13 protein-coding genes and 6 pseudogenes are annotated in these 22,630 nt (G+C 57.1%); 6 read left to right on the forward strand and 13 right to left on the reverse strand.

Annotated features, from left to right (window positions below; translation table 11 throughout):
* Positions 1-7 precede the first annotated feature (7 nt).
* Positions 8-639 (forward strand): annotated as a pseudogene (locus P9236_RS17875) (IS5 family transposase).
* A gap of 2 nt (positions 640-641) precedes the next feature.
* On the opposite strand, the gene P9236_RS17880 reads toward P9236_RS17875, so the two are convergent.
* Positions 642-1,817, reverse strand: a complete 1,176-nt coding sequence (locus P9236_RS17880; protein ID WP_063169317.1) for a Xaa-Pro peptidase family protein — start codon at positions 1,815-1,817, stop codon at positions 642-644.
* A gap of 258 nt (positions 1,818-2,075) precedes the next feature.
* On the opposite strand from P9236_RS17880, the gene P9236_RS17885 reads away from it, so the two are divergent.
* Both P9236_RS17885 and P9236_RS17890 read left to right on the forward strand, forming a co-directional pair.
* On the forward strand, positions 2,076-2,231 hold the full coding sequence (locus P9236_RS17885; RefSeq protein WP_164548527.1) for a hypothetical protein: 156 nt from the start codon (positions 2,076-2,078) through the stop codon (positions 2,229-2,231).
* Positions 2,232-2,386: 155 nt separating this feature from the next.
* Positions 2,387-3,843 (forward strand): annotated as a pseudogene (locus tag P9236_RS17890) (MFS transporter).
* 830 nt (positions 3,844-4,673) lie between these two features.
* On the opposite strand, the gene P9236_RS17895 reads toward P9236_RS17890, so the two are convergent.
* The 4 genes from P9236_RS17895 to P9236_RS17910 all read right to left on the reverse strand — a co-directional run bounded on the left by P9236_RS17895 (position 4,674) and on the right by P9236_RS17910 (position 10,081).
* The gene (locus tag P9236_RS17895) at positions 4,674-7,013 is read right to left on the reverse strand and encodes a penicillin acylase family protein (RefSeq protein WP_063170375.1); all 2,340 of its coding nucleotides are present in this window, start codon (positions 7,011-7,013) and stop codon (positions 4,674-4,676) included.
* Between the two features lie 352 nt (positions 7,014-7,365).
* Positions 7,366-8,109, reverse strand: a complete 744-nt coding sequence (locus P9236_RS17900; protein ID WP_135921822.1) for an amino acid ABC transporter ATP-binding protein — start codon at positions 8,107-8,109, stop codon at positions 7,366-7,368.
* A 94-nt stretch (positions 8,110-8,203) separates the two neighbouring features.
* Entirely contained in the window at positions 8,204-9,178 is a 975-nt protein-coding gene (locus tag P9236_RS17905) for an amino acid ABC transporter permease (protein ID WP_063170377.1), read from the reverse strand.
* 60 nt (positions 9,179-9,238) lie between these two features.
* Positions 9,239-10,081: a transporter substrate-binding domain-containing protein gene (locus tag P9236_RS17910; protein WP_063169318.1), complete on the reverse strand. Its 843-nt coding sequence runs from the start codon at positions 10,079-10,081 to the stop codon at positions 9,239-9,241.
* A gap of 458 nt (positions 10,082-10,539) precedes the next feature.
* Between P9236_RS17910 and P9236_RS17915 the strand changes: the two are divergent.
* Together P9236_RS17915 and P9236_RS17920 are read left to right on the forward strand one after the other, a co-directional pair.
* A pseudogene (locus P9236_RS17915) lies at positions 10,540-10,917 on the forward strand (alanine dehydrogenase); the annotation flags it as partial.
* Between the two features lie 354 nt (positions 10,918-11,271).
* The gene (locus tag P9236_RS17920) at positions 11,272-12,489 is read left to right on the forward strand and encodes a serine hydrolase (protein WP_063169320.1); all 1,218 of its coding nucleotides are present in this window, start codon (positions 11,272-11,274) and stop codon (positions 12,487-12,489) included.
* 505 nt (positions 12,490-12,994) lie between these two features.
* On the opposite strand, the pseudogene P9236_RS17925 reads toward P9236_RS17920, so the two are convergent.
* Together P9236_RS17925 and P9236_RS17930 are read right to left on the reverse strand one after the other, a co-directional pair.
* Positions 12,995-13,381, reverse strand: a pseudogene (locus tag P9236_RS17925) (transposase); the annotation flags it as partial.
* Positions 13,382-13,650: 269 nt separating this feature from the next.
* Entirely contained in the window at positions 13,651-15,306 is a 1,656-nt protein-coding gene (locus P9236_RS17930) for an MFS transporter (RefSeq protein ID WP_063169321.1), read from the reverse strand.
* Positions 15,307-15,887: 581 nt separating this feature from the next.
* Between P9236_RS17930 and P9236_RS17935 the strand changes: the two are divergent.
* Positions 15,888-16,054, forward strand: a pseudogene (locus tag P9236_RS17935) (IS21 family transposase); the annotation flags it as partial.
* 400 nt (positions 16,055-16,454) lie between these two features.
* Here P9236_RS17935 and P9236_RS17940 read toward each other — a convergent pair.
* The 6 genes and pseudogenes from P9236_RS17940 to P9236_RS17965 form a co-directional block, all read right to left on the reverse strand.
* Positions 16,455-16,661, reverse strand: a complete 207-nt coding sequence (locus tag P9236_RS17940) for an SDR family oxidoreductase (RefSeq protein ID WP_199489648.1) — start codon at positions 16,659-16,661, stop codon at positions 16,455-16,457.
* A pseudogene (locus tag P9236_RS17945) lies at positions 16,649-16,930 on the reverse strand (SDR family NAD(P)-dependent oxidoreductase); the annotation flags it as partial. The pseudogene P9236_RS17945 and the gene P9236_RS17940, both read right to left, overlap by 13 nt.
* 27 nt (positions 16,931-16,957) lie before the next feature.
* A complete protein-coding gene (locus tag P9236_RS17950) occupies positions 16,958-17,155 on the reverse strand; it encodes an SDR family oxidoreductase (protein ID WP_063169323.1) in 198 nt (65 codons plus the stop codon).
* A 739-nt stretch (positions 17,156-17,894) separates the two neighbouring features.
* The gene (locus P9236_RS17955; protein WP_224570030.1) at positions 17,895-18,788 is read right to left on the reverse strand and encodes a polysaccharide deacetylase; all 894 of its coding nucleotides are present in this window, start codon (positions 18,786-18,788) and stop codon (positions 17,895-17,897) included.
* Between the two features lie 145 nt (positions 18,789-18,933).
* On the reverse strand, positions 18,934-20,337 hold the full coding sequence (locus P9236_RS17960) for an aspartate aminotransferase family protein (protein ID WP_063169325.1): 1,404 nt from the start codon (positions 20,335-20,337) through the stop codon (positions 18,934-18,936).
* Between the two features lie 13 nt (positions 20,338-20,350).
* Positions 20,351-21,829, reverse strand: a complete 1,479-nt coding sequence (locus P9236_RS17965) for an NAD-dependent succinate-semialdehyde dehydrogenase (RefSeq protein WP_063169326.1) — start codon at positions 21,827-21,829, stop codon at positions 20,351-20,353.
* Positions 21,830-22,630: the final 801 nt, after the last annotated feature.

The following is a 22,630-nucleotide window of genomic DNA, read 5'->3' on the forward strand; positions in this document are numbered from 1 at the left end:
GGCAGGTTTGAGCAGGGGCGATCTCACCGAAGCAGAATGGCGTGTTCTCAAGGGCTTGCTGCCCATCGACCCTGACAAACGCGGCCGAGGTAGACCTCCCAAGCAGAATCGTTCGATCATCAACGGCATTCTCTGGCGGCTCCGCTGCGGCGCTCCATGGCGGGATGTCCCGCCCAAATACGGCAGTTGGAACACCATCTATCGTCGGTTCCGACGCTGGAGCGAGGCCGGGGTCTGGGAGACCGTGGCGGTAATGCTCGCCGAGGTCATGGCGGACAGCGGCCACTACAGCATCGACAGCACCACAGTTCGCGCCCATGTCTCGGCAGCGGGCGGAAAAGGGGGACTCGTGCACCGGACGCCTTCCTTGCGGACAAGGGCTACGATGCCGATACCATTCGCGCCGATCTCGCCGAGCGGAAGATTAAACCCGTCATACCCGGCCGATCAAACCGCCGCGTGAAGATCGAGTATGACCGGGCGCTCTACAAGCAGCGGAACCGAATCGAGCGCATGTTCGGCCACCTCAAAATCAACCGGGCCATTGCCACCCGCTACGATCAATTGGCCAATAGCTTCCTCGGAATGGTCTACCTAGCCACCGCCAGATACTGGCTCAAATTTGTCCACGCCGCCTAGCATCACGCCCGATAAAGTGTTGGCGGGATTTCGCTCAGGAGTTCCGCGCCGCGCTCTGTCACGAGCACGTGTGCGCCGGCACCAAATAGGTAGCCACTTTCGCTGCACAAAATGTTTGGCATGTGCAGGGTCATGCCAGCTCGGAGTGGTTCATTTACATCGGGCTCCAGGCTTAGGTCGCCGCGCTCAGTCCAATTGATGCCAGTTTGGTATCCTGTTCGTTGGCGGAAGACGCCCTTGCGTCCAGATCGCTTCAACACCTCGCCCCCAGCAGCGTGAACGTCCGCCGGCGTAGCACCTGGTCGAATCGAGGAGACAAGGGCCGCAATGACCTCTTCAGCCAAGCCGTGCAAAGATTCGGTTTCGGGATGTTTGCCAAGGACTGCGCATCGAACCATTCCCACTGTATACCCGTGTTTCGAAGCCCCTATCTCCAGAAAGGCAGGTTCGTTGTTGCTGAGAGGATGATGGGTCGCTGGCGCATGGGGCAACTTCACTCGCTCTCCAAACAAAATGGTACCCGGCGCAAGCCCGATATCCCCAGCGGCGTTGCTGGGGTCGTTTGTTACCGCCGCAGCTAGGGCCGCTGCCATTTCGATCTCCGTAATGCCGGGACGAAGCGATTGCTGAAAGGTTCGAATTGCCACGTCAGTGAGTCGAACAGCATCGCGCATACACGCCAACTCAAGTTCTCCTTTCACTGCTGACACTGACGAGACCAGTCGGGTGACGTCAGTAATCTTCAGATCCGGGAGCTGGTCTTGGACTGCGCGCACGTCGGCGGGCGCGAGATTCCAGCAGCCAAGCTCGAAACCGACTCGCTTATTGTCCAGTCCGAGTCGACGCAATACATCGGCGCAGACCCTGCCAAAATCAGGCTGATGTGTATAGGTTTCAATTTCCTCGATGCAGCTATATGAACGTACTGCCTGCTCGTCATATTCTCGGACAACAAATATCGGGACCCGACCCGGCATCAGAATAAGAGGGAAAGGCGCGAAATATCCACCGCTCCCATCGTAGCCGCTGAGATACTTCAAGTGGCCGTGCGCCGTTACTACGATTGCGTCCAAGCCTGCCGTAGCAACCGCATCCAGCACATTGTTTTGCCGGCGCTCATACTCTGATATCGGAAACGGTACACCAGTCAGAGGAATTGCGGAGCGTGTCGTCGCCATATCTCACCTCAATCAGTGTGTCGTGGTTTGGTTGCGCAAAACGCGCGATCGCGTCCATGTTCGAAATTGAACAAAAGCTTCGCCGGCTCATGCGGGGTGACAATCCCCTTTCCTGGCGGCTAGCGTCAAATGCTGTTTTTATATCGGCTGCATCTCGCAGCGAGATGCGCATAGTGCCTTCATCGGCCGCTCAATGCAGGCAACGCTGGTCTCCGACAGCTTTGTTCTCGCCAGAGGATCGCCGACAAAGGCGCCGAGTTGCTCGGCAAGCTCGTCAGCCTCGGCCAGAAGAACCATGCTGACGACCTTGAGCTTGGCAGCGAGTCGGCGCGCCTTCGCATTCTTGCCGGCGAAGCCGCCGACGCCGGGGGAACTGTGCCGGCGCCACGCAACAGCATGTTTGCACTGATGTAAGGCCGCTGCGACACCAGCGACGGCTCTCCGCCGCCACCTCCGCATCTCGCTACCAGATGACACTAATACAAAGACTGCATTTGGCGCATCCGACGTGTAAGAGGATCGTGTCGCGCGAAGTGGTTAAGCTTGGCGGAACCGAATCGGTCGGAGCAATGAGCAAAGCGGCGGGCGCAGATGCGGATGTAGTTTCGCCGAAGACGTTTGCGCCGCTCAGGAATACGACATTTCGCTCAATCTGGTTTAGCCTCTCAAGTCTCTTCCCTTGGCTGGCTGATGCAGACCGTTGCTATCAGCTGGCTAATGGCAACGGTTCCGACCTCCGATCTGATGGTTGCGCTCGAGCAGGCTTCGTCTAACCTGCCCGCTTTCATTTTGTCCATTTTCGCTAGGGGTTCTCGCCGACAACTTCAGCCGTCGAAGAGTCATGTTCGCCGGCCGATGCCTAATGGTAATAGCATCCGCGATGCTACGGCTTCAGTGGTGCTGGGCTTTATCGCCCCGTGGATGATCTTCGGCTTCAGCTTCTTGATCGCAAGTGGTGCCGCGCTCAACGATACCGCCTGGCAGGCTTCTGTTGGCGATATTGTGGACCGACGCGAAGTTCCCGCTGCCGTCACCCTCCTCTCCATTGGCTTCAACACTGCACGGACCGTGGGACCGGCGCTCGCGGCATCATGATTGCGTCGTTCGGACTTATGACGGCTTTCGCTATGTTTACACTCACCTATATGATCCCTTTGGTCACCATATGGCGATGCAAATGGAAGGTTCGCTCCTCACTTCTCCCACGTGAGTCAATGAGGACGGCCATCTATGACAGGCTGCGCTTCACAGCGATGTCATCGGAAATCAAGACGGCGATCGCCCGCGGAACCTTCTTTGGCCTGTCGGGCATCGCCATACTCGCACTGCTGCCATTGGTTGTCCGCGATCAGCTGGGCGAAGGACCGCTCGCCTATGGCACCATCATCGCCGGCTTCGGCACAGGCGCCGTCATGGCTGGCGTCGCCAACAGCCTATTAAGACGGAGCTTGTCAGAAGAGCAACTAATGACGCTGGCATGCGTCGCCTGTGCGGCGTGCTCCCTTTTTCTGGCACTGCCTCTTCCATTGCGAGCGGCGTCCTGTTTCCCCTTCGCGAGGGTCGCGAGGCCGAGCCCGACCCTTTGGAGGAATTCGACGCGCCGGCAGTCGCCCTCAGTCTCAAGCCGAGAAGCGGCCCCATCGTGGTCAAAGTCGAGTACCTCATACTCGTGGAAAATCTAGAAGAATTCCTCGCCATGCGCGGGTGCCGGCATGTACAGAGTCGCGTTGGTGCTCGGCACTGGACTCTCCAGCGCAACCTTCAGGAGCCTGTGCTATGGACGGAGACATTCCGTACGCCGACCTGGACCGACTACCTTCGCCTGAATCATCGCCTTACCGAGGCCGACAAGGAACTGGACGAGAGAATCATCCTCCTCCACAAAGGAAAGCATTCTCCACGAATAACATTGTCAATCGAGCGCCCCACGAGTGCTCCACGCAAGCCTGAGTCATCAACGCCTTTTTTCCCCCGCCATTCAACGAAACGGCCAGCGTGCCACCGCAGGCTGAATGAAGATACATAAGAAGGCACGTCAACTGCTAACCACATCGGGCGGGCAACAAGCATCGCCGCCTTCGGGTATATGACAGACAGAATGTAGCGGACTTGAAAAATGAAAGGCGCTCACCCACCGCCAACATTTCTCGGCTGGTTCCCGGCATTCAAGGTCCTGCGGCTATACGCGAAGGCGGCAAGCCGCGTTGAAGTCGTCGATATTCAGTCGCATCGAAGGACAATGACGTGTTGCCCTGATGCCACTCTCTGCGAGGTTAGCTTGTTTCTCGGATGAGGAGACAGACAATGGTCTGCCCCCTGAAAGGTCCTCCCTGAGGTATGTGTCCATTCTTGAACTCGGCTCGACAATGATAGCGAACCCTGTTGACCGTCGCACTGTCAGTCTCGAATCAAGTGCTCTCCTACAGCAGATGCGATTATCGCCAATGCGTACTGGTAGCGCCCGAAGCGCGCGTTATCGGCAGCCGCCGAGGGCCGTGATGCGGCCGCGATCGAGCCTTGTAGTAACAGACGCGCTCTCCGGTGGTCGGGCCAGCACCTTACCCCTCTTCCCTATGGCCCCAAGGCAGAGCAATTGCCAATGCGGGACATCCCGCTTCTAAGTCTCCTGCAACATTATTGGAGGCCGCGACGGCCCTGCTCGTGACGATCAGGGGTGGTCGCCGCACACCAGCGGGATCATTGCCCCACAAGCGCATCCAGATTCCGGCCGGGCGTTCCGCTGTCAATATCAAAGTCGGCCGGCGGGCGCTAAAGTGTCGATCCTCACCTTGCCGCCAGGTGAGTTCGACCGATATGTTCCTGCTACAATGGTAAGCGGCCTATACTGTCGCATCCTCAACAGTCAGCGGGAGACAGGACGACCCTATGTTCGAGCTCCCTCCGTATGGACTCCTCTGAATATAACAAGGGCTTGTATTCGCCCCGTTGCCAATCGTGATTGAGGTCACGATAATGACTTGAGATCGGAACACCCGACTGACCTGGATTGTTAATAAAGAGACTGTCATCCCATGACCCAACGTCCATGATTATCCGCACTGACGGTCCTTCTGAAACAGAGAATTGGCCGCTTCGGTAACTCGAAAAATTGAGCGTTGAGCTACTTCCGCCGAGGGCTATGGCGCCCAACGACCATTGTTCAGACGTCAGTGCCTGCAGAGGGTGGCGCAAATCAAGCTTATGTATACTGCCCCATGCCCATGAGGCAGAATCGTCGCCAAATCGACATATGCATTCACTCCAGGCAGAAGTTAGGGATTCCATTATGGAATGCTTCAACTTTTCACTAGGCTCTGCCTGTTCGAGCCAAGAGGCTATGGCCGAAGGCTGTAAAGGCACGAGCAGTGCCAACACTTCATCGTCAGCGCTTTCTAAGCGAGCTACTGTCGGGCCAAGGTGTTTGCTAAGCCAAATCTCAAAGAACGCGGCGGCTGGCGAACTCGCATCCAAATGCCGGTCCCAGTTAGAAAATAAGTGCAACGCAGGCATGTTTGCAACCGAACCGAGAAGAGTGTCTAGTTTCGCAAGAATACGAACTGCTATCGGCGAATACACCGAACATTGCAGCGACATGCAGTCCCGCAACGAGATCTTCTCTGATCGTGAGAGAGTTGTATGAAGGGTATCATGTCTGCTGCTGTCAGACCACTCGTAGCCAAAAGCAGGATGCGATCTACTCCATTCCTCCGGAACATTCATTGCGTTGGCAGTGGCGACAAAACCTTTGGCGGGGTTCATCTCGAACGGCCCATCGTCCGGTGACAAATACCCTTCCCATTCGAACCGACCGTCTCCTGGAACCGGAAGCAGGCCGTCCCAATTTCTTCGGACCGGAGCCGCACCTGACGGTTTCCACGCAATTACATTCGACGTGTCCGCATAGATGTGATTAACTGAAGGACAACCCCAGTTTGCTAGACTGGAGGTGTATTCTGAAAATGTCTTAGAGCGCATTACGGCCAAGCTGGCCATGTAAGGTGCCATGCCGGGATCCATCCATACGGTTCTCAGTGCGAAGGCGCGGTCTTTTTCAGCATTTTGGTTTAAAATGGGTCCATGGCGTGTGAACTGAAGCTTTACCTCCTGGTCGGTGTGGGCGCGAACTGGAATTTTCTCGTGTATAGTCTTCACCTGCTCCCAGGCCCCTTTATATAAGTATTTATTTCCCTCACTCTTGGTTTCGTAAACATAAATATCTTCTTGGTCAGCGCCGAAAATAGTCAGACCAAAGGCGGCTGTCCCGTTGTGACCCATGGAGATTCCTGGGATCATAGGCTCTCCAGCGCCAATTACATCGAGCCCGGGCATACTCAGGTGTACAAGATACCTGATGGACGGAAGGACGTGCTTGCGATGCGGGTCTAGAGCAAGGATTGGTCGCTCCGTTGTGGTTTTTGTTGCGGATATGGCCCAGTTGTTTGAGCCCTCTTGGAACACCGTCTGCATGATCTCATCACTCGGTGTTACGCGGGTCCAACGGTCAGCTTCCTGAAGACTTGCTGCAAGTCTTTCCCTCGAGAATGAGACGGGACAGATTGCCAAGCGAAAATCCTGCAGTACTCGATCTGTCATAAAGGCGAGGTCAAGGCCCTCCGCTGGTCGTGGCGCTATCGGAGGTGACAATTCTTGTCTCAACCTGTCGAGGCGGGTACCTCGTTCCACACCTGCCAATGCCATCACCCTGCAGCGCAGAAGCTCCGAAATCGCATTTCGGGTTAGTGAGTGCGTTCGCACGCGAACGACGTCTTCGGGTTTCCAATAGTCGGGAGTGTGACCGAGGAGGCCAAACTCGGGTGGCAAGGCAATCAAACCGTCATGGCAACTGTCTACGTAGGAATTGATCCCCTCGGCAAACGCTGAGCATATCTCTTCGGAATCCGGGCCGTACGCCTGCCATTCTGCACTCATGGCTCCGCGAAATAAAAAGAGACGCGCCGCCCGATCCTGCTCCAAATATCCGGGGCCAAAGTCTCGTGACAGGAGACCGAGACCTCGTTTGCGCGCAATATCAATTTGCCAGAGGCGGTCTCGAGCTGCATTCCAACCCTGCGCGAAAAATAGGTCGTGCAAGTTCTGAGCCTTGATATGAGGAACCCCCCATTTATCAATGTCGATCGTGACCTCACTCTTAAGCTTGTCGGAGCTGTGGCGGTCGAAGGTTATGTTCTTTAACATGTGTTGATCCGTTTGGTTCACCCAAAGATGGTCGGGAATCTGCCAGAGGACGACGTCTGCAGATTGTGGTCGGTTGCGGGCAGAGGGTTGAGGCCGCACTCTTGCAACCTGATCATGTGTGGCGAGCCAATCCTCAGCGCGCCTGGACGCGAACTGGCACGGTGGGCTGCGCACAAGCTCAGCGGGATCCTACTCTCGCGCTTCCGGGAACGAGGCGCTTGCCGAGAACGCTCTGATGTATGTCAGCCAATACGTACGAATACAATATCCGCACATGTTGTCTCGCTGGCCTGAGGCAACGCATTCGATACACAGTAACTCGGTCGAACGGCCTCGTTGAAGGATGGCTCCCTCAATGCGACAAGATCTGGCTGAGAAACAATTTCGTTCTTTCGTGCTGCGGGTTTCTGAAGAAGTCGTGCGGTGTACCCTCTTCGACGATCTCACCTCGATCCATGAAGATTACTCGATCGGCCACGGCGCGCGCAAAGCCCATCTCGTGGGTGACGCATACCATGGTCATGCCGTCGCGTGCGAGTCCGGTCACAGTCTCGAGCACTTCAGCGACCATCTCTGGATCGAGCGAGGAGGTCGGCTCATCGAAGAGCATGACTGCAGGCTCCATACAGAGGGACCGGGCAATTGCGACGCGCTGCTGCTGTCCCCCGGAGAGCTGAGCCGGATATTTGTTCGCCTGTTCGGGAATGCGCACGCGCTCTAGGAATTTAAGCGCGATCTTTCTAGCCTCACCCTCTGGAACGCCCTTTATCCACATCGGCGCCGCCATACAGTTCATCAGCACGGTCATGTGCGGGAAAAGATTAAAGTGCTGAAAAACCATGCCGACGCTTTTGCGAACTTCAGCTACGTTGCGCATTTTGTTATGTAACCTAATCCCAGTGACGGTAATCTCGCCATCCTGGTGCGCTTCGAGCCGATTGACGCAACGGATCAGCGTCGACTTTCCCGAGCCTGAGGGCCCACAGATGACGATACGTTCGCCCTTGCGGACGGTTAGGTTGATGTCAGTTAGTGCTCTGAAGGCACCATACCATTTGGATACATTCTTAGCTTCGATGACTTCGTCGCTCAATATTGCATCTCTCTTGTTCATTGGCGCATCTGTAAGTGCCTTGAAAATGGCCGAACCAACTTAGACGTCTTTTTTAGCTTGACCAATGAATTCACGATCATCGCTTCTTACTTCTGGCAAAATGGTCCTCGATCCGGGATTGGACCAGTTCCAGGCAGGCGGATAAAATCCAATAAATCATTGCCGCTGTTACTAGCATCTCCATAGTATGGAAGGTTGGCTGGCCGAGTGAGTGAGCTAGATACGTCAGCTCCCAAACGCCAAGAACCGAAACGAGAGAGCTGTCTTTGAGCATTGAGATGAACGTGTTTCCCATCGGGGGAATGATAACCGGAAGCGCTTGCGGCAGAATGATTCTGCGCATTGTGAGCGCAAAGCCGAAACCTAATGACCGGGATGCCTCCCACTGGCCGCGATCGATGCTGGCTATGCCCGAACGGAAGATCTCCGTCATGTAGGCACCACTGCATAGCGAAAGCGCCAACACGCCTGCAGGCACGGCATTAATAACGTAACCTACCTGGGGCAAGCCCATGTAGATCAGATAAACCTGCATGAGAAGCGGCAGACCCCGGAAGCATGAAGTGTAGAAGCTGACTATCGCGTAAGCCATGCCGTTGCTTGACAGTTTCGCAATCGCGCCGATTATTGCGATAGCCGACGCAAATAGCAGTGACATCGCTGATACGTAAACTGTAGTAACTACCCCCTGCGTAATTAGAAATGGCAGGTTTGCCCAAATAAATGGCATGCTTAAGTCAAATGCCGCGAAGAGCGAAAGGAACAGTAGCACCAACTCAAACCATACGATCCCGATTTGGATTTTGAGCGGGACAAAACCAATCAGCACGAGGTTGAGGCAGAACATTGCGGCAATTACAAAAGCGATCGCAATGCGACTGTAAAACTTCACTTGTGCGTGATCGCCAATCACGGGCCGTAGGAGTTCGCCCATCGTGGTGCCCGCTACGTTGAAGATAAGAAAAACCGCGAGCACAATTGCAAATATGCAGCCGATAAACCATGGCTTGTGGACGAGCACCTCAGATTCAACTGTATCGTGGTAAAGCATAAGCATTTTCTTCCTAAGAAGAGGCGCCCCCGGGAAGGGGACGCCCACGATTGTGTCATGTTATTTATCGACGCTGAAATCCCCCCCGAACCACTTGACCGAGAGTTTAGCAAGAGTGCCGTCATCCTTCATCTTCTTGACCGCGGCAGCGACCTTGTCGATAAACTCCTTATCGCCACGCTCGATTGTGACAGCGCCCGGGGCGTAGAATAAGGGATCGCCAATAACCTTCAATGGATAGCCAGATTTGATTGCCGCAGCCGCCGTCGTTCCTTCAGTAATGACGCCATCGAGACGAACACCATCGCCGAGGCGCAGGTCGTCAAGCGTAAGAGAGTTAGCACTTGGATAAGCCTTCACTTGGCCCGCTGTAAATTGATATTGTATTGGCTTAGCGCCGATCCATGCCGGTGTGAGCTTGTGATTGGCATACAAATCGCCAAGAGTTCCCGCTCGGACGCCGACGATCTTGCCCTCCAGGTCGGAAGGCTTCGTCGCTTTGCTATCCTTGTGAACGACAGCGACTTCGCCTTCGTAGAAGTACATGGCCGGGAAGGCGAATTTTTTGGCGCGATCGTTGGTCGGCGTCATTTGACCCATGGCCATGTCCCAACGCCCCCCCCACTGGCCTGCCTGAATGATATCCCAGCCCGGGGTCACGAATTTGATCTTCACGCCCAAGTAGTCCGCAATGCCCTTCGCGACCTCTACATCATCACCGTCGAGTTCATGTTGGTCGTTCAAGTGAGACAAGGCTCCCCAGTCGGACCCGACCGCTACCGTCAATGTCTGTGCCGCGAGCACACGATCAAGGACTTCGCCGGCGCAAGCCTTGGCTGACAAAGACATCGACGCAACCGCCATGGAGACTGCAACTACGACCGTCGTTACATGATTGTTCATCTATAGTTCCCTTTTTTCTCGTTCTTATTTTCTTGAAAGCTACCTTCGTCGCCACCGAGAGGAGTGTCTTAGCGGTGCGCCATTGCTCCCTGCTGATTGGACCCATCCCGGTCCGTCATTTAACGAACGACACCTTATCGCTCTGCATTGTTGGCATTCAGCGAAATCGAGTTCGATGATGCAGGTTTCCTGCGAACTACCCTTGGCTTTCGCCGGATCGCTCTGGCGATTTCACAAAGCACGGATACCCTGGCCTCAGAGAGGTCGGCGAACTCGCCAACTCGCTGGACTCCGAAGGCTGCAGATTGCATCGCCACAAGACGTCTTGTTTGGAAGGATCTAAACTGGACTGGCGCGTTGAATTACACCTTGCAGGGCTGACTCTGGTCACGTGGGAACTGCGGTCCAAGCCCCTCTCTCTCCCTAATCTCGACCTCCCTAATCTCGACCTCCCTAATCTCGACGACCTCTTCGCCGGCCGTGTGCGCACCCGCTACTCAACCGTCGGGGCGCTCGAGGAAGAATGCTTCTCTGCCGACATCGTGGTCGGGGCCGTGCTGATCGCCGGTGCTGCCGCGCCAAAGCTCGTCACCCGCGAAATGATGTCCGGCATGAAGAAGGGCTCGGAGCTGGTCGACGTCGCTATTGACCAGGGCGGTTGCTTCGAGACGTCGCATGCGACGACTCAAGCCGAGCCCACCTACGAAGGCGACGGCGTTATCCACTATCGCGTCGCCAACATGCAGAGTCGCCCATGCCATTTCGCGATTTCTTGCCTTGCGAGTTCGCACGTATCCCTCTGGGTCAACATCGTTGATAGACCAGAGAATTTTTGACTCATCGTAGCTCGGACAGCGGAGACGCGTTACAATTGTCAACCCGTTCGGACCCGGTTTAATCGAGATGTACTCGGCATACTGCGCATGATGGCTCATGCCTCTTGTAGCTGGAAGCGTTCGGCAAGTTAGGTCCTACTTGCCACGCGAGAGCGGGGCCGCAAGTATGCGCCGGCCGCAATACAACGCTGATTTGCTGCGTTGTCGAGGACATTTCGCATAGAATGCGCGCCTGCCGCTGCTATGATCATAACATGTTGTGATTTAGTCCAGTCCGAACTCCCGAGGTTGGGTCGCAACTCTCGATAGCCAGCTGGCGCCGGGGGCGCCTAGGCATGAAATTGGATCCCATGTATGACAGAATTCAAACAACGGCAAACCGTCGGTAACGCGTCGGAGAGCGTACTCGAATTCGACGGACAGCAATACCTGGACGGCCGTGCATCGGATCCTCGCGAATTTGGCTGGATGCGCGGTGCGCCGCCGCCGCCAGACAAGCGTGTAACATTCGAGAATGAAACTGTTTGGACCTTTCCTCAGCTTCGCTGGTCGCTATCGCATATGCGTGAGCTGCGGCCCACAGTCCAAGTGTGGCGAGGGCGGGGCGGACCGTCGCAGCTTGAGTGCAGCAACAGGTCTACCGAAATCGATGGGCTCACGTTCGTCGACATGGACGACCGCACCAACCGGTTCGAGGAGGCGCTATTCGACACCTACACCGACGGCATTTTGGTCCTGCATCGGGGGCGGATCATATACGAACGATACTTCGGCGCACTCGCGCCGCACGTACAACATTCGTGTCAGTCAATCACCAAATCGTATGCGGGCACCCTAGCCGCGGCGTTGGTGCATGAGGGCATTCTCGACGACAGGAAGACAATATCGCAGTTTGTGCCGGAATTACGAGGTACAGGGTGGGAAGATGCAACGCTCCGCCAAGTCATGGACATGCAAACTAACGTTGCTTTTACTGAAGATTACACAAGTGTAGACAAGTCATATAGATGCGAATACCTGCGTACCATACGAAAGGAAGGGGCGCACGGCAAATTTGTCTACAAAGGCGTCGATACCAATGTTATGGCTTGGGTTATGTCGCGCGCAACGGGCCGGTCGTTCGCACAACTGTTGGAGGAGCGCTTATGGTTGCCACTGGGCTGCGAAGAAGACGCCTATGTCGAGATCGACCCGACAAACGGTATGCCGAGGGCGCATAGCGGACTCAATGTGACGTTGCGCGACTTGGCGCGTTTCGGCGAGCTGATGCGATGTGAAGGCTCGTGTAATGGCAAGCAACTGGTTCCCGCGAGTGTTGTCTACGACCTTCAAGATCTCGACCACCCCGCCAAGCCGGACCTCCCATTCGGCTATACATACCGAAGCCAATGGTGGGTATCACACGACGAGCTTGATGCTATTGAAGGTCGGGGCCTTTACGGCCAGAACCTGTACATAGCGCCAAAGGCGGAGATGGTGATTGCGCGCTTCGGGTCGCACCCCGCTTGCGACCACATTGATCGGATTAGAAGGCCGCAGATGCAGGCATTGGGGAGGATGCTCCGCGCGTAACTTGATGCACTAGACGGTCACCGCGCTTGTTTAGGAATTTCCTGCAAATTCGCGGTTGAAGAACTGGGGCGCCTACGCCGAATTCCTGCGTTCGGCTAGGGGGCAATTGGCGCAAAAGGCCTGTAGACGCTGCTACGCTTATGAAGTAAATACCAGAAGCCTCGCTTCCCATATGCATAATGCAGACCGATCTGGCTCGCTTTTGCTGAGGAAACAATGATCACCGAACATTGCATATTGATTGGGGCCGTCGCGACTTTGTATTGCGAGAATGGAACCGGTGGACCTATTGTATTCTTGCATGGTGCCGCTTTCGGGCTTATCCGTCAGCTTGACCTGAAACAAAACCCAACCCAAACATCAACGAGACCCAGGATCAGACCGAAAAATGGCCGCCTTCAAATCGGAATGCTGGCCGGAATGAAATCGGAATGACTGGCCGGCTTCAAATCGGAATCGGTGGCCGGCTTCATCGGAATACGCAGGCAATGGTATCGGCATCAGTGGCAGCGCTCTTGCGCTGCTTCTGGACGGTGAGATCGGCGGTTACCTGGGAAAGCCGGGCGACCAGCGCCTTGAGCCGCTGCTGGGCCGCGCTCGGCGGCAGCGTCGGCTGCAGCCGTTTGACCTCGCTATAGCGGGCGATGACGGCGGCGTCGATCCTGTCGGTCTTCTCCAGGAAGCCCATCGCCTCGGCGAATCAGCGTACGCTCCTCGCATTGGCCATGCCGCAGGCTACTCCCAACTCCCACGACAGCAGGAAGGGAAGCCGTTCGTAGCCGCCACTGGCCTCCATGACGACGAGCTCGACACCATTGACCTAACACCAGGCAGCAAGCTCGGCTATGCCTGCCGCATCGTTGCGAAAGCGGCCCGCCGCTCCGCTCGGCACGACATGGGTATCGAGCCAGTCTTTCGAAACATCCACTCCACAGATAGTCTTGTTCACGGTAACCTGCCTTGTGCGTGCGATTGGAGCCAAGCGACTATTCGGTCGTACGTGACGAAGGCGAAGATCCCAGGCTCACCCACGGTTGTGGCCGGAGGGGTGTCGGGCGACTTCGCCTTGCTTCGAACCGGATGGCCATCCGGTTCGAGGCTCAGTCGCTTCCATCGCACAAAGTCCTCTGCGTGCAGATACAAGGGGTTAACCTCGAAGAGTCAGTGTCGGAGAAAATAACGTGCTGATTCATCGGACTTTAGGGCCGAGCTTGTTGGTCGCTCGATAAAAAGCATGATTTTAGGCGGAAGCTGTCCTGCATGCAATTTCAGCACTTGTTTACCCAATTCCTTGTCTGCTTCCGTGAGACGATGGTTCAGGCGAAGGTAGTCGGTCCAGGTCGGCGTGCGGAATGTCTCTATCCATTGCATAGGCTCCTGAAGGTTGCGCTGGAGAGTCCAATGACGAGCGCCGACGCGACTGTGCACATGCCGGCGCGCCCGCATGAGTTCCAGGAATGCTTCGCGATTTTCCTCGGGCACTAGGTACTCGACTTTGACCACGATGGGACCGCTTCTTGGCTTGAGATTGAGGGCGACTGCCGGTGCGTCGAAGTCCTCCAAAGCATCTGGATCGGATTCGCGGCGCTCGCGAAGGGGAAACAGGAGGCCCGTGGCGGCGACCAGCAGAAGGGCTCCAGCGGAGCCCTCCAGTGCCAAGGTCAGTGAATGGTTCTGGGCCACCGTGCCCCACACCCAACTGCCCGCTGCGATGCCGCCATCGATCAATGCATAGTAAATCGAGATGGTGCGCCCCACGACCCAGCGCGGGCTTGCCAGTTGCACGGTCACGCCGACCCCGGACCAGGCGGTGACCCAGCCCGCGCCACCCATGGCGAGTGCAATTGCCGCCACTGCAATCGAAGAAGTCAGCGCAAGCGAAAGGGAGCATGCCGCGCAGGCGACGCATGCGAGCGTCATCAGCCGCTCTTGTGACAAGCTCCGTCTGAACACGCTGTTCGAGATGCCGGCGAAGACGGCGCCTGTCCCGAATCCGGCCATGAGCGTGCCATAGGCGAGCGGTCCGCCTCCCAGCTGGTCGCGGACAACCAGCGGCAGCAGCGCGAGAATGGCGATGCTCGCCAGACCAAAGAGGGTTCCGCGAGTGATCGCCGTCTTAATCTCCGACGACATCGCCGTGAAGCGTAGCCCGTCATAGATCGCCGTCCTCATCGACTCACGTGGGAGAGGTGATGAGCGAACCATCCACTTGCAGCGCCATATGGTTACCAAAGGGACCAGATAGGTAAGACTGGTTACGGCGAAAGCCGTCATCAGCCCAAAAGAGGCAACTACTATGCCACCGAGCGCCGGGCCTACGGTCCGAACAGTGTTGAAGCCAACGGAGAGGAGCGTGACGGCGGCGGGAACGTCGCGTCGGTTCACCATATCGCCAACCGAGGCCTGCCAGGCTGGATCGTGGAGAGCGCCGCCGCATGCGATCAAGAAGCTGAAGCCGAGGATCATCCACGGATCGACAAAGCCCAGCACCACAAAAGCCGTCAGCATCGCAGATGCCAATACCATAAGGCACCGGCCGGCGAACATGACCCGGCGCCGGCTGAAATTATCAGCCAAGGCCCCGGCGAAGACGGATAAGATGAACGCTGGCAGGTTTGAAGAAGCCTGAACCAGCGCGACCATCAGATCGGAAGTCGAAATCGTAGCCATCAGCCAGCTGATGGCAACAGTCTGCATCAACCAGCCGAGCGAGCTGACCTGCGTGGCGAACCAGATTGAACGAAAGCTCGGATTTCTGAGGGGCGCAAATGCTCCTGGCGAATTTGGATCGGCGACTTGGTCCGCAAGACTGCTCATCAATCTAACTCTTGCCTATGAGCCAGTTTTACATTGCTCCGACAGCCAGCAGCCGCCCAACCCGTTGAAGGTCCGAATCGGCCAATGTGCGCAAATAGTTACAACGCCCGGCAGGAGATTGAACTCGCTGCCGGGCCGATGCGCCTTGGGAGGAGGCGTAGTTGGAACCTTTGTGAAGACTTGGAACCAGCCGCATCAGGCCAGCCTACACTTACAATATGAGGATCAGACCACTCCAGGATTTTAGTGCATTGAATGGGTACTCTTCCAGCAATCCTCGCCAACAAATGCAGGAGATCGGCGTCGAGCTCCTAAATCTGCATAATATCGGTGATTCGCGGGCGAGCAGTGCAGTGGGCACATTCTCCAAGCTAAACGCTGAACGGGCTTTTTGCTTCTCAAATCGCCATAACAGGGAGAGATGGGCAAATACTACTTCAATATGCTCCCAAGGACGCTGAGTTGACTGCAGCCTCAGCAGAGCTCTCCGCGTGCCTTTTTGCGGCTCCCCGCGGTGCTCGCGCCCGCCGCGCCTGCAAAGGCTTTCCTCAACAGTCGTTCAGTTCGAGCAGCCTTTGCCAACTCTGACTCAAAAGCTGCCCGACTGGATTGACGGCCTCAGCTTCTTCGGCGGGTCACTGAGGCGATCCGTCTGCTACAACCTGGTGTGGCCAAGGCGCTGTGGTTCGCGCCGACGCTGAACGCGACCGTTGCGACAATGACCGAGCAGTACGACACTGCCATATTGATCGCTGGGAAGCGCGCGAAGGGTAAATTCAACTTGCCCACCACCGCGATCAAATGTGCGCCGGGTAATGGCGCCGCTAACAGGATCGACCACCGGAACCGGTTACCGGCAGAGTCGGTCTGCATCCGGGAATTGCAGGGCCATCCTGTGTATAGGCTTAAATTGCGCTATTCTTCTCTACTGTGACAGGCGGGAGCCGCCGTCGACGGGGATCACTGCGCCCGAGACGTAGAACGCGTCGTCCGAAGCAGGAAGGCGATCACCGCCGCCTGCTCCTCCGGCGAGGAGACGCGCTCGAGCGGATTGGCGCGACCATCAGGCGTTGGTAGCTGCGTACGTGCAGCGCTCGAGTCATGTCGGTGGGGACCACGCCGGGCGCCACCGCATTCACGGTTATACCCTACAGGCCCTGCTCGCCGGCCTGCTGGAGCGTGAGATACGCGATCCCGGCCTTGGCCACCGAATAGCCTACCGTTCCGGGATAGCCCGTAAGCCCGAGGATCGAGCTGACATTAATGATCCGCCCGCCCGGCTGGCGCATCCGCGGCCGCAACTCGCGGGTCAGGCTGATGACTGCACGCAAGTTGATATCGATCAGCGGGAACAAAAGGCATCGTCAGTATCGGCGAGCGACTTCGAACCGCCAATGCCGGCATTGTTCACGAGGACGTCGAGCGTCTCGATCCTTGCGGCATCCAAGGCGGCCAGAACCCGCCCTGCGGCGTCGGGCATGGCCAGATCGCAGACGAGCGCCGTCTGGCCAAGGCCCGCAGCTGTGTCGTGCACTTTATCCAGAACATCCACTAGCAACACCCACGCCTCTTCCGAGCCAAGCCACGCCGCTGTTGCGGCACCGATCCCGCGCGCCGCGCCGGTGACGACGACAGTGTTTCTGACCGGAGCTTAGGCAAGGCTGCCTCCGTCGACCGTAAGCGCGGCGCCGATGGTGAAGCCCGCCGCATCGTCCAGCAGATAGCCGACAGCTGTCGCCACCTCGGACGGCAACCCCATTCGGCCCATCGGATGCGCAGCGATGATCTTCGTCCGGCGCTCGACCTGTGCCGCTTCTCCCCGGGCGAAGGCGACGCCGGCCTCGGCCAACGGCTGGCGATGGTTCCGGGGCAGACACAGTTTGCGCGGATATTTCTGCCGCGTGGTTCAGCGCCAGCGTGCGAGTCATCATCACAACCGCCGCCTTGGTCACCGAATAGATCGGCACGTCCTTCGAGGCCTGCAGACCAGCAGTCGAGCTGAAGAGCACCACCGATCCGCGGCCAAGCTCGCGCATCTGCGGGATGCAGCTTGCAGATTCGCCAAATGGCCCCGACGTTGAAGCTGAACATGGCTTCGTACCCTTCACGTCTATCAGCCGCTTCATCGCACCGTAATGCCAGCGGCCGCGACCAAGCCCTCAACCGGCCGGCCAAAGCTCTCGCGGGCGAGGTCGACCAGCCCTTCCAGCATCGCCGGATCGGTCACGTCGCAGACAACTCAACGGGCACCAGGACAGGCGGCCAGAGTTTGGTCCAGAGCCTCTTGCGACAGGTCAGCCAACACCAAATCCGCTCCACCCGCCGCCAGCAGTTTGGCACTGGCCGGGCCAAGCGCGCCACCCGCCGGTAATCAGCACCGTTTTTCCGGCAAAGGTCGTGTCAATCAAGATTGTAGTCCTCCTCCAAGATAAGAACTCCCACTGTACCCGCTCTGAAAGCGAATACCGGACAGCGGATGATCCGCGTCATTCCAAATCCATTGGTGACCGCCGCAACGGTCGAGGCGCAGGACGGCTTGCGCCGCCCCAAGAACACCGCACTCTACCGGCGTTCCTGTCTGAGAGTTTTCAGAGACATGAGGACGCACGCTCGGCGACCTGATGATGTGTGGCGAACCAAACGTCACCCTTTGCTTTGGCGCGTCGAATTAATTCTTCTACGATCCAGATCCGTGAGCGATATCCAATGACGTGTGGATGCAGAGTCAGCTGAAATAAATCGGCATCTTGATAGGCCCCTTCGAACTCCCGAATAAATACAGAAAGCACGTCGTCGACTGATAAATCTGGCCGTGAAGACCCATCGGGACTCATCCAAAGATAAGTGGCATCGTCTCGAATCCATTCGACCGGTATTTCAATCACTCCCGTGGGTTCCTCGTCTTCCAGCAGCTCATAGCAACTATCATCGGCCATAAGGGATGAGTCGTATGTCAATCCGGTTTCACGTATGATCCGTAGAGTTGCGTCGGAAAAATCCCAGGAAGGCGTTCGAATTCCCGTCGGGCGTTTGGAAGTGATTTTTTCAAGAGTGTCGGCACTCCTCATCATTAAAGAGCGCTCGCTCTCTGCGCTCAGTTCCGAGTTTAGCTCGTGTATCCAGCCGTGCATGCCAATTTCATGGCCTTCATCGACAACTGCGCGTTGCTCGTCTGGATACAACTGAGCGATCACAGCGGGAACGAAAAAACTCGCCGGAACGTCGTACTTTCTCAAGAGTTCCAAAGCCCGAGGCATCCCTCGTCGGCTCCCGTACTGACCCCAGGATAATCTGCTTAGCGATCGCCCTCCCCTGCGCAATTCGTTCGACTCATGATCGACGTCGAACGAGATGGCGAAGGCACAGCGTTTACCGCCGGGCCACATTGGTCTTAGTGCCTTGCCCGCTCTGACTTTGTTGATGCGCCGCCGCCAATGGCTTTCAGGCCATTCCCAGGGATTGAGTGCGGTCGAATTGGCCACCAGTTCCTCCTGAGCAGTGTCTGCATTGAATTCCGCCGAAAACTCAATGAGCGGAACGCGGCACCAGCTCAGCTGGCAGCCCCGCAAGCCGATCAGGCCGTCGCTTGAGTTTGCGCCTTGATTACGACAAGATGGCCCAACTCATTCAGATTTTCTCACTCTCGCGAACAAGCTCATCCATAACCGAGCGCACGGCGCTTTCTGCGATTGCAACAATCTCCTCCGCCTCAGCTTTGGTTGTAACCAGCGGCGGAGCAAAGCCCAAAATGTCCCCGTGCGGCATGGCCCGAGCGATAAGACCACGGTCACGGGCGGCCTTCGAGATTCGCGCACCTACCTTGAGCGCCGGATCGAAACGCTTCCGATTGTCGCGATCGGCAACGAACTCGATTGCGCCCATAAGACCGACGCCCCGCACTTCGCCGACGATCGGCAACTGCGCGAACCTCTCCTGCAACTGCGCCTGGAAAAACGCGCCGACGTCACGCGCATTGCCGGGGAGGTCTTCTTTCTCGACAATATCGAGGACCGCGTTGGCCGCGGCGGCGCCGATCGGATGACCAGAGTAGGTGTAGCCGTGCGAGAATGCCCCGACCTTGTCGGCTCCATCCTCCAGGACTTTATACACCTTCTCACCGACGATTGCCGCTGAAAGCGGGAAGTAGGCCGACGTCAAACCTTTAGCGATCGTGATGAGGTCTGGCTCGATGCCATAGTGCTGTGAGCCGAACATGGAACCGGTGCGGCCGAACCCTGTGATCACTTCATCGGCAATCAGCAGCACATCATGTTTTTTGAGGACCGTCTGTACCGCTTCCCAATAGCCTTCCGGCGGAGGCGTGATACCACCTGTGCCGAGGACGGGCTCGCCAATGAAGGCGCCGACGTTGTCCGGGCCGAGCCGCTCGATCAACTGATCAAGCTCGGCGGCGCGGCGAGCGGAGAATTCGCGCTCGGTTTCGCCCGGGGTTGCGCCCCAGTAATGATGTGGAACACCCGTGTGAACAATCTGCGGAAGTGGCAGGTCCATGTGGTCGTGATAAAAGCTCATGCCCGTCATCGAGCCCGACACGACGCTGCAGCCGTGATAGCCGCGTTCACGGGAGATGATCTTCTTTTTGGTCGGCTTGCCACGCAGGTTGTTGTAGTACCAAACAAGCTTGGCCTGGGTCTCGTTCGCATCCGAGCCGGACATGCCATAGAACACCTTGCTCATCTTGCCCGGCGCCATCTTCACAAGGCGATCGGAGAGGATCGCAAGCTCGTCGGTCGTGTGCGCCGCATAGGAGTGGTAATACGCCAAGCGATAGGCCTGACGCGAGATCGCATCGGCGACTTCCGTGCGGCCATACCCGACATTGACGCAGTATAGGCCGGCAAAGCCATCGATAAATTGGTTGCCATGCGCGTCCTGGATGCGGATCCCCTTCCCTGTCACCACGATCGTTGGGTCGCCGAGCTTGCCAGTGGCGAAATCTTTAAGCTGAGTGAAAGGATGCAAGACCGAGTTGCGGTCCTTTTCGGTGATCTCTTTGATGTTGATGGTCATTGAATGCTTCCTTTCAGGCCGCGATGTTGCCGATGCAGAGGTATTTGGGTTCGAGATATTCGATAAGACCGTGCCTTGAGCCCTCGCGACCAAGGCCGGATTGTTTCCAGCCGCCGAACGGAATGCCCGGCCCCGTAAATTTTGGAGTATTCACGGCAACCATGCCATATTCGAGCCGGTCGGAGAGCCGCATGGCTCGGTTGAGATCTTGGGTATAGACGTAGGCCGCAAGTCCCATCTCGGAATTGTTGGCTCGCGCGACCACCTCCCGTTCGTCGTCGAAGGGCAGGATTGCAGCGACAGGTCCAAACGTTTCGTCCTTCGCAATCACCATGTCATCGGTCACATTAGCAAGCACGGCCGGCGTGACGAAGTTCCCGCCAAGCGAATTGTGCTGTGCGCCTGCTACCATTCGAGCCCCGGCTGCTAGAGCCTCAGAAACCTGGTGCCTGCATTTGTCAGCACCAGACGTCTTTGTCATCGGACCGATGTCGACACCTGGCTCCAATCCGTGCCCGACCTTTAGTTTACTGGTGGCCTCGGCAAATTTTTCCGTAAAATGCTCGTAAATCTCTCGCTGCACATAAATCCGGTTTGCCGCGAGACAGTCCTGACCGGATGTCGCGAACTTGGCTGCCATGCAACCGGCGACCGCAGCGTTGATCGGCGCATCGCCGAAAAGGATGAAAGGAGCATTGCCGCCAAGTTCGAGCGAGACTTTCTTCACTGTCTTCGCGGATTGCTCGAGAAGGATTCTGCCGACCTCGGTGGAGCCCGTAAAAGAGAACGCACGCACGTGGGTATGCAACAACAGCCGTTTGGCAAGTGGCGGAGCTTCGCCCGTGATCACCTGAAACACGCCGGGCGGAATGCCAGCATCCCCGGCAAGGCGGGCAAGCGCGAGGGCCGACAGTGGCGTTTCGGGTGCCGGCTTTACAATCATTGTGCAGCCAGCGGCCAGTGCAGCTCCAGCCTTTCTGGTGATCATTGCCGCTGGGAAGTTCCATGGCGTAATGGCGACAGTCACCCCGATCGGCTGCAAATGCACGGCCAGCCTGCTTGCGGGGAGATGGCTGGGAATCGTTTCGCCGTAAGCCCGCTCCCCTTCCCCTGCAAACCAATCTAAAAAGCCGGCAGCGTATGAAACTTCGCCGCGGGCTTCAGCAATCGGTTTTCCTTGCTCGGCCGTTATGATGACAGCCAGGTCTTCGGCGCTCTCCCGCATGCCTGCCGCCCATTTCCGCAGATATGCACCACGCTGTAACGGAAGCATGTCGCGCCACTTGAGGAACGCTGCTCTTGCGCAATGGACCGCGTCGTCAACGTCGGCGTCTGCGCAAGCCGCAACTTGAGCGATCTCGTCACCGCTGGCAGGATCAAACACGGCAAGAGTATCTGATTTGGAGAGCCAGGCGCCGTTCAGATACGCATCACCACGCAAAAGGTCTGGCCGTTTGAGCCTGCGTAATGCCGTGATTGACGTACCCCTCATCTAAGACTCCAATGGTATGCTGATGCCTTTAGGTTATTGCTGCCACAGCGCCGATCGGCAGCGCAGTTGATGCCCCTTTAGCTGCATTCCTGCAAACAGCAGCCAATTCGCGTAGAATTGGACACGGCTCACAACTTCACTTGCCAGGAGGCTTAGCGACCGCGAGCGAAGGTCGCGCTGGTCGCCGGCGGCGCGGAAAGTAGTTGGTTCCAGCGCCGATCTCCCGATCCCGAGTTCCCGATCTGGCCTCGTGGCATTAAGTTCTCGACCGACACCGATCAGGCGCACTGACGCAGGCGCAACCGCCTCGAATCTTAGACGGAACTCGCCGCAAGGCTACTTTCGTCCGGCACTGTGCAGGGTGACCGCGACCGCTTCAGACACGATGGCATCGCGGACGACTTCATTCGGAAGGAGGTCTTGGGGTCCCGAAATTGAGGTCCCCGCGATAACCCAGACATTCACTTGGTGAAGTGGTGAAGTCGCACGAAACAGCAGAAAAGGATGAAGCGAGCCCCGGGCAAAAGGCGAGCTTCGCTGCCGAGCCATCTATCGGGAACAACGTGTGCTGATGTCGCGACGTGTTGCACGGACGGGGCGGACCATACTCGCGTTCCCACCGGCGCGCAGGGTTGGCAAGAGCCCGCTTCAGGCGCGCGTAAACTCGTCCTCAATGCTCCTCAAAAGCTAAGTCCTCTTGCGTCATCCGCGCATTTGTAGAATGGGGCAACGTTCACGCCGCGCTCGCGTCACAGGTGGCTCATTTCGGCCTACGGATCTTAATCTCCGCTGATGCAGAGA

Source organism: Mesorhizobium sp. WSM4884, from assembly GCF_029625675.1.
Taxonomy (GTDB): Bacteria; Pseudomonadota; Alphaproteobacteria; order Rhizobiales; family Rhizobiaceae; genus Mesorhizobium.

What these genes read in the sequence shown, in the direction of transcription:
- P9236_RS17880 (WP_063169317.1), bottom strand. Translation starts at nt 1,817, where the DNA reads ATGGCGACGACACGCTCCGCAATTCCTCTGACTGGTGTACCGTTTCCG.
- P9236_RS17895 (WP_063170375.1), bottom strand. Translation starts at nt 7,013, where the DNA reads ATGTTAAAGAACATAACCTTCGACCGCCACAGCTCCGACAAGCTTAAG.
- P9236_RS17905 (WP_063170377.1), bottom strand. Translation starts at nt 9,178, where the DNA reads ATGCTTTACCACGATACAGTTGAATCTGAGGTGCTCGTCCACAAGCCA.
- P9236_RS17910 (WP_063169318.1), bottom strand. Translation starts at nt 10,081, where the DNA reads ATGAACAATCATGTAACGACGGTCGTAGTTGCAGTCTCCATGGCGGTT.
- P9236_RS17920 (WP_063169320.1), top strand. Translation starts at nt 11,272, where the DNA reads ATGACAGAATTCAAACAACGGCAAACCGTCGGTAACGCGTCGGAGAGC.
- P9236_RS17930 (WP_063169321.1), bottom strand. Translation starts at nt 15,306, where the DNA reads ATGAGCAGTCTTGCGGACCAAGTCGCCGATCCAAATTCGCCAGGAGCA.
- P9236_RS17960 (WP_063169325.1), bottom strand. Translation starts at nt 20,337, where the DNA reads ATGACCATCAACATCAAAGAGATCACCGAAAAGGACCGCAACTCGGTC.
- P9236_RS17965 (WP_063169326.1), bottom strand. Translation starts at nt 21,829, where the DNA reads ATGAGGGGTACGTCAATCACGGCATTACGCAGGCTCAAACGGCCAGAC.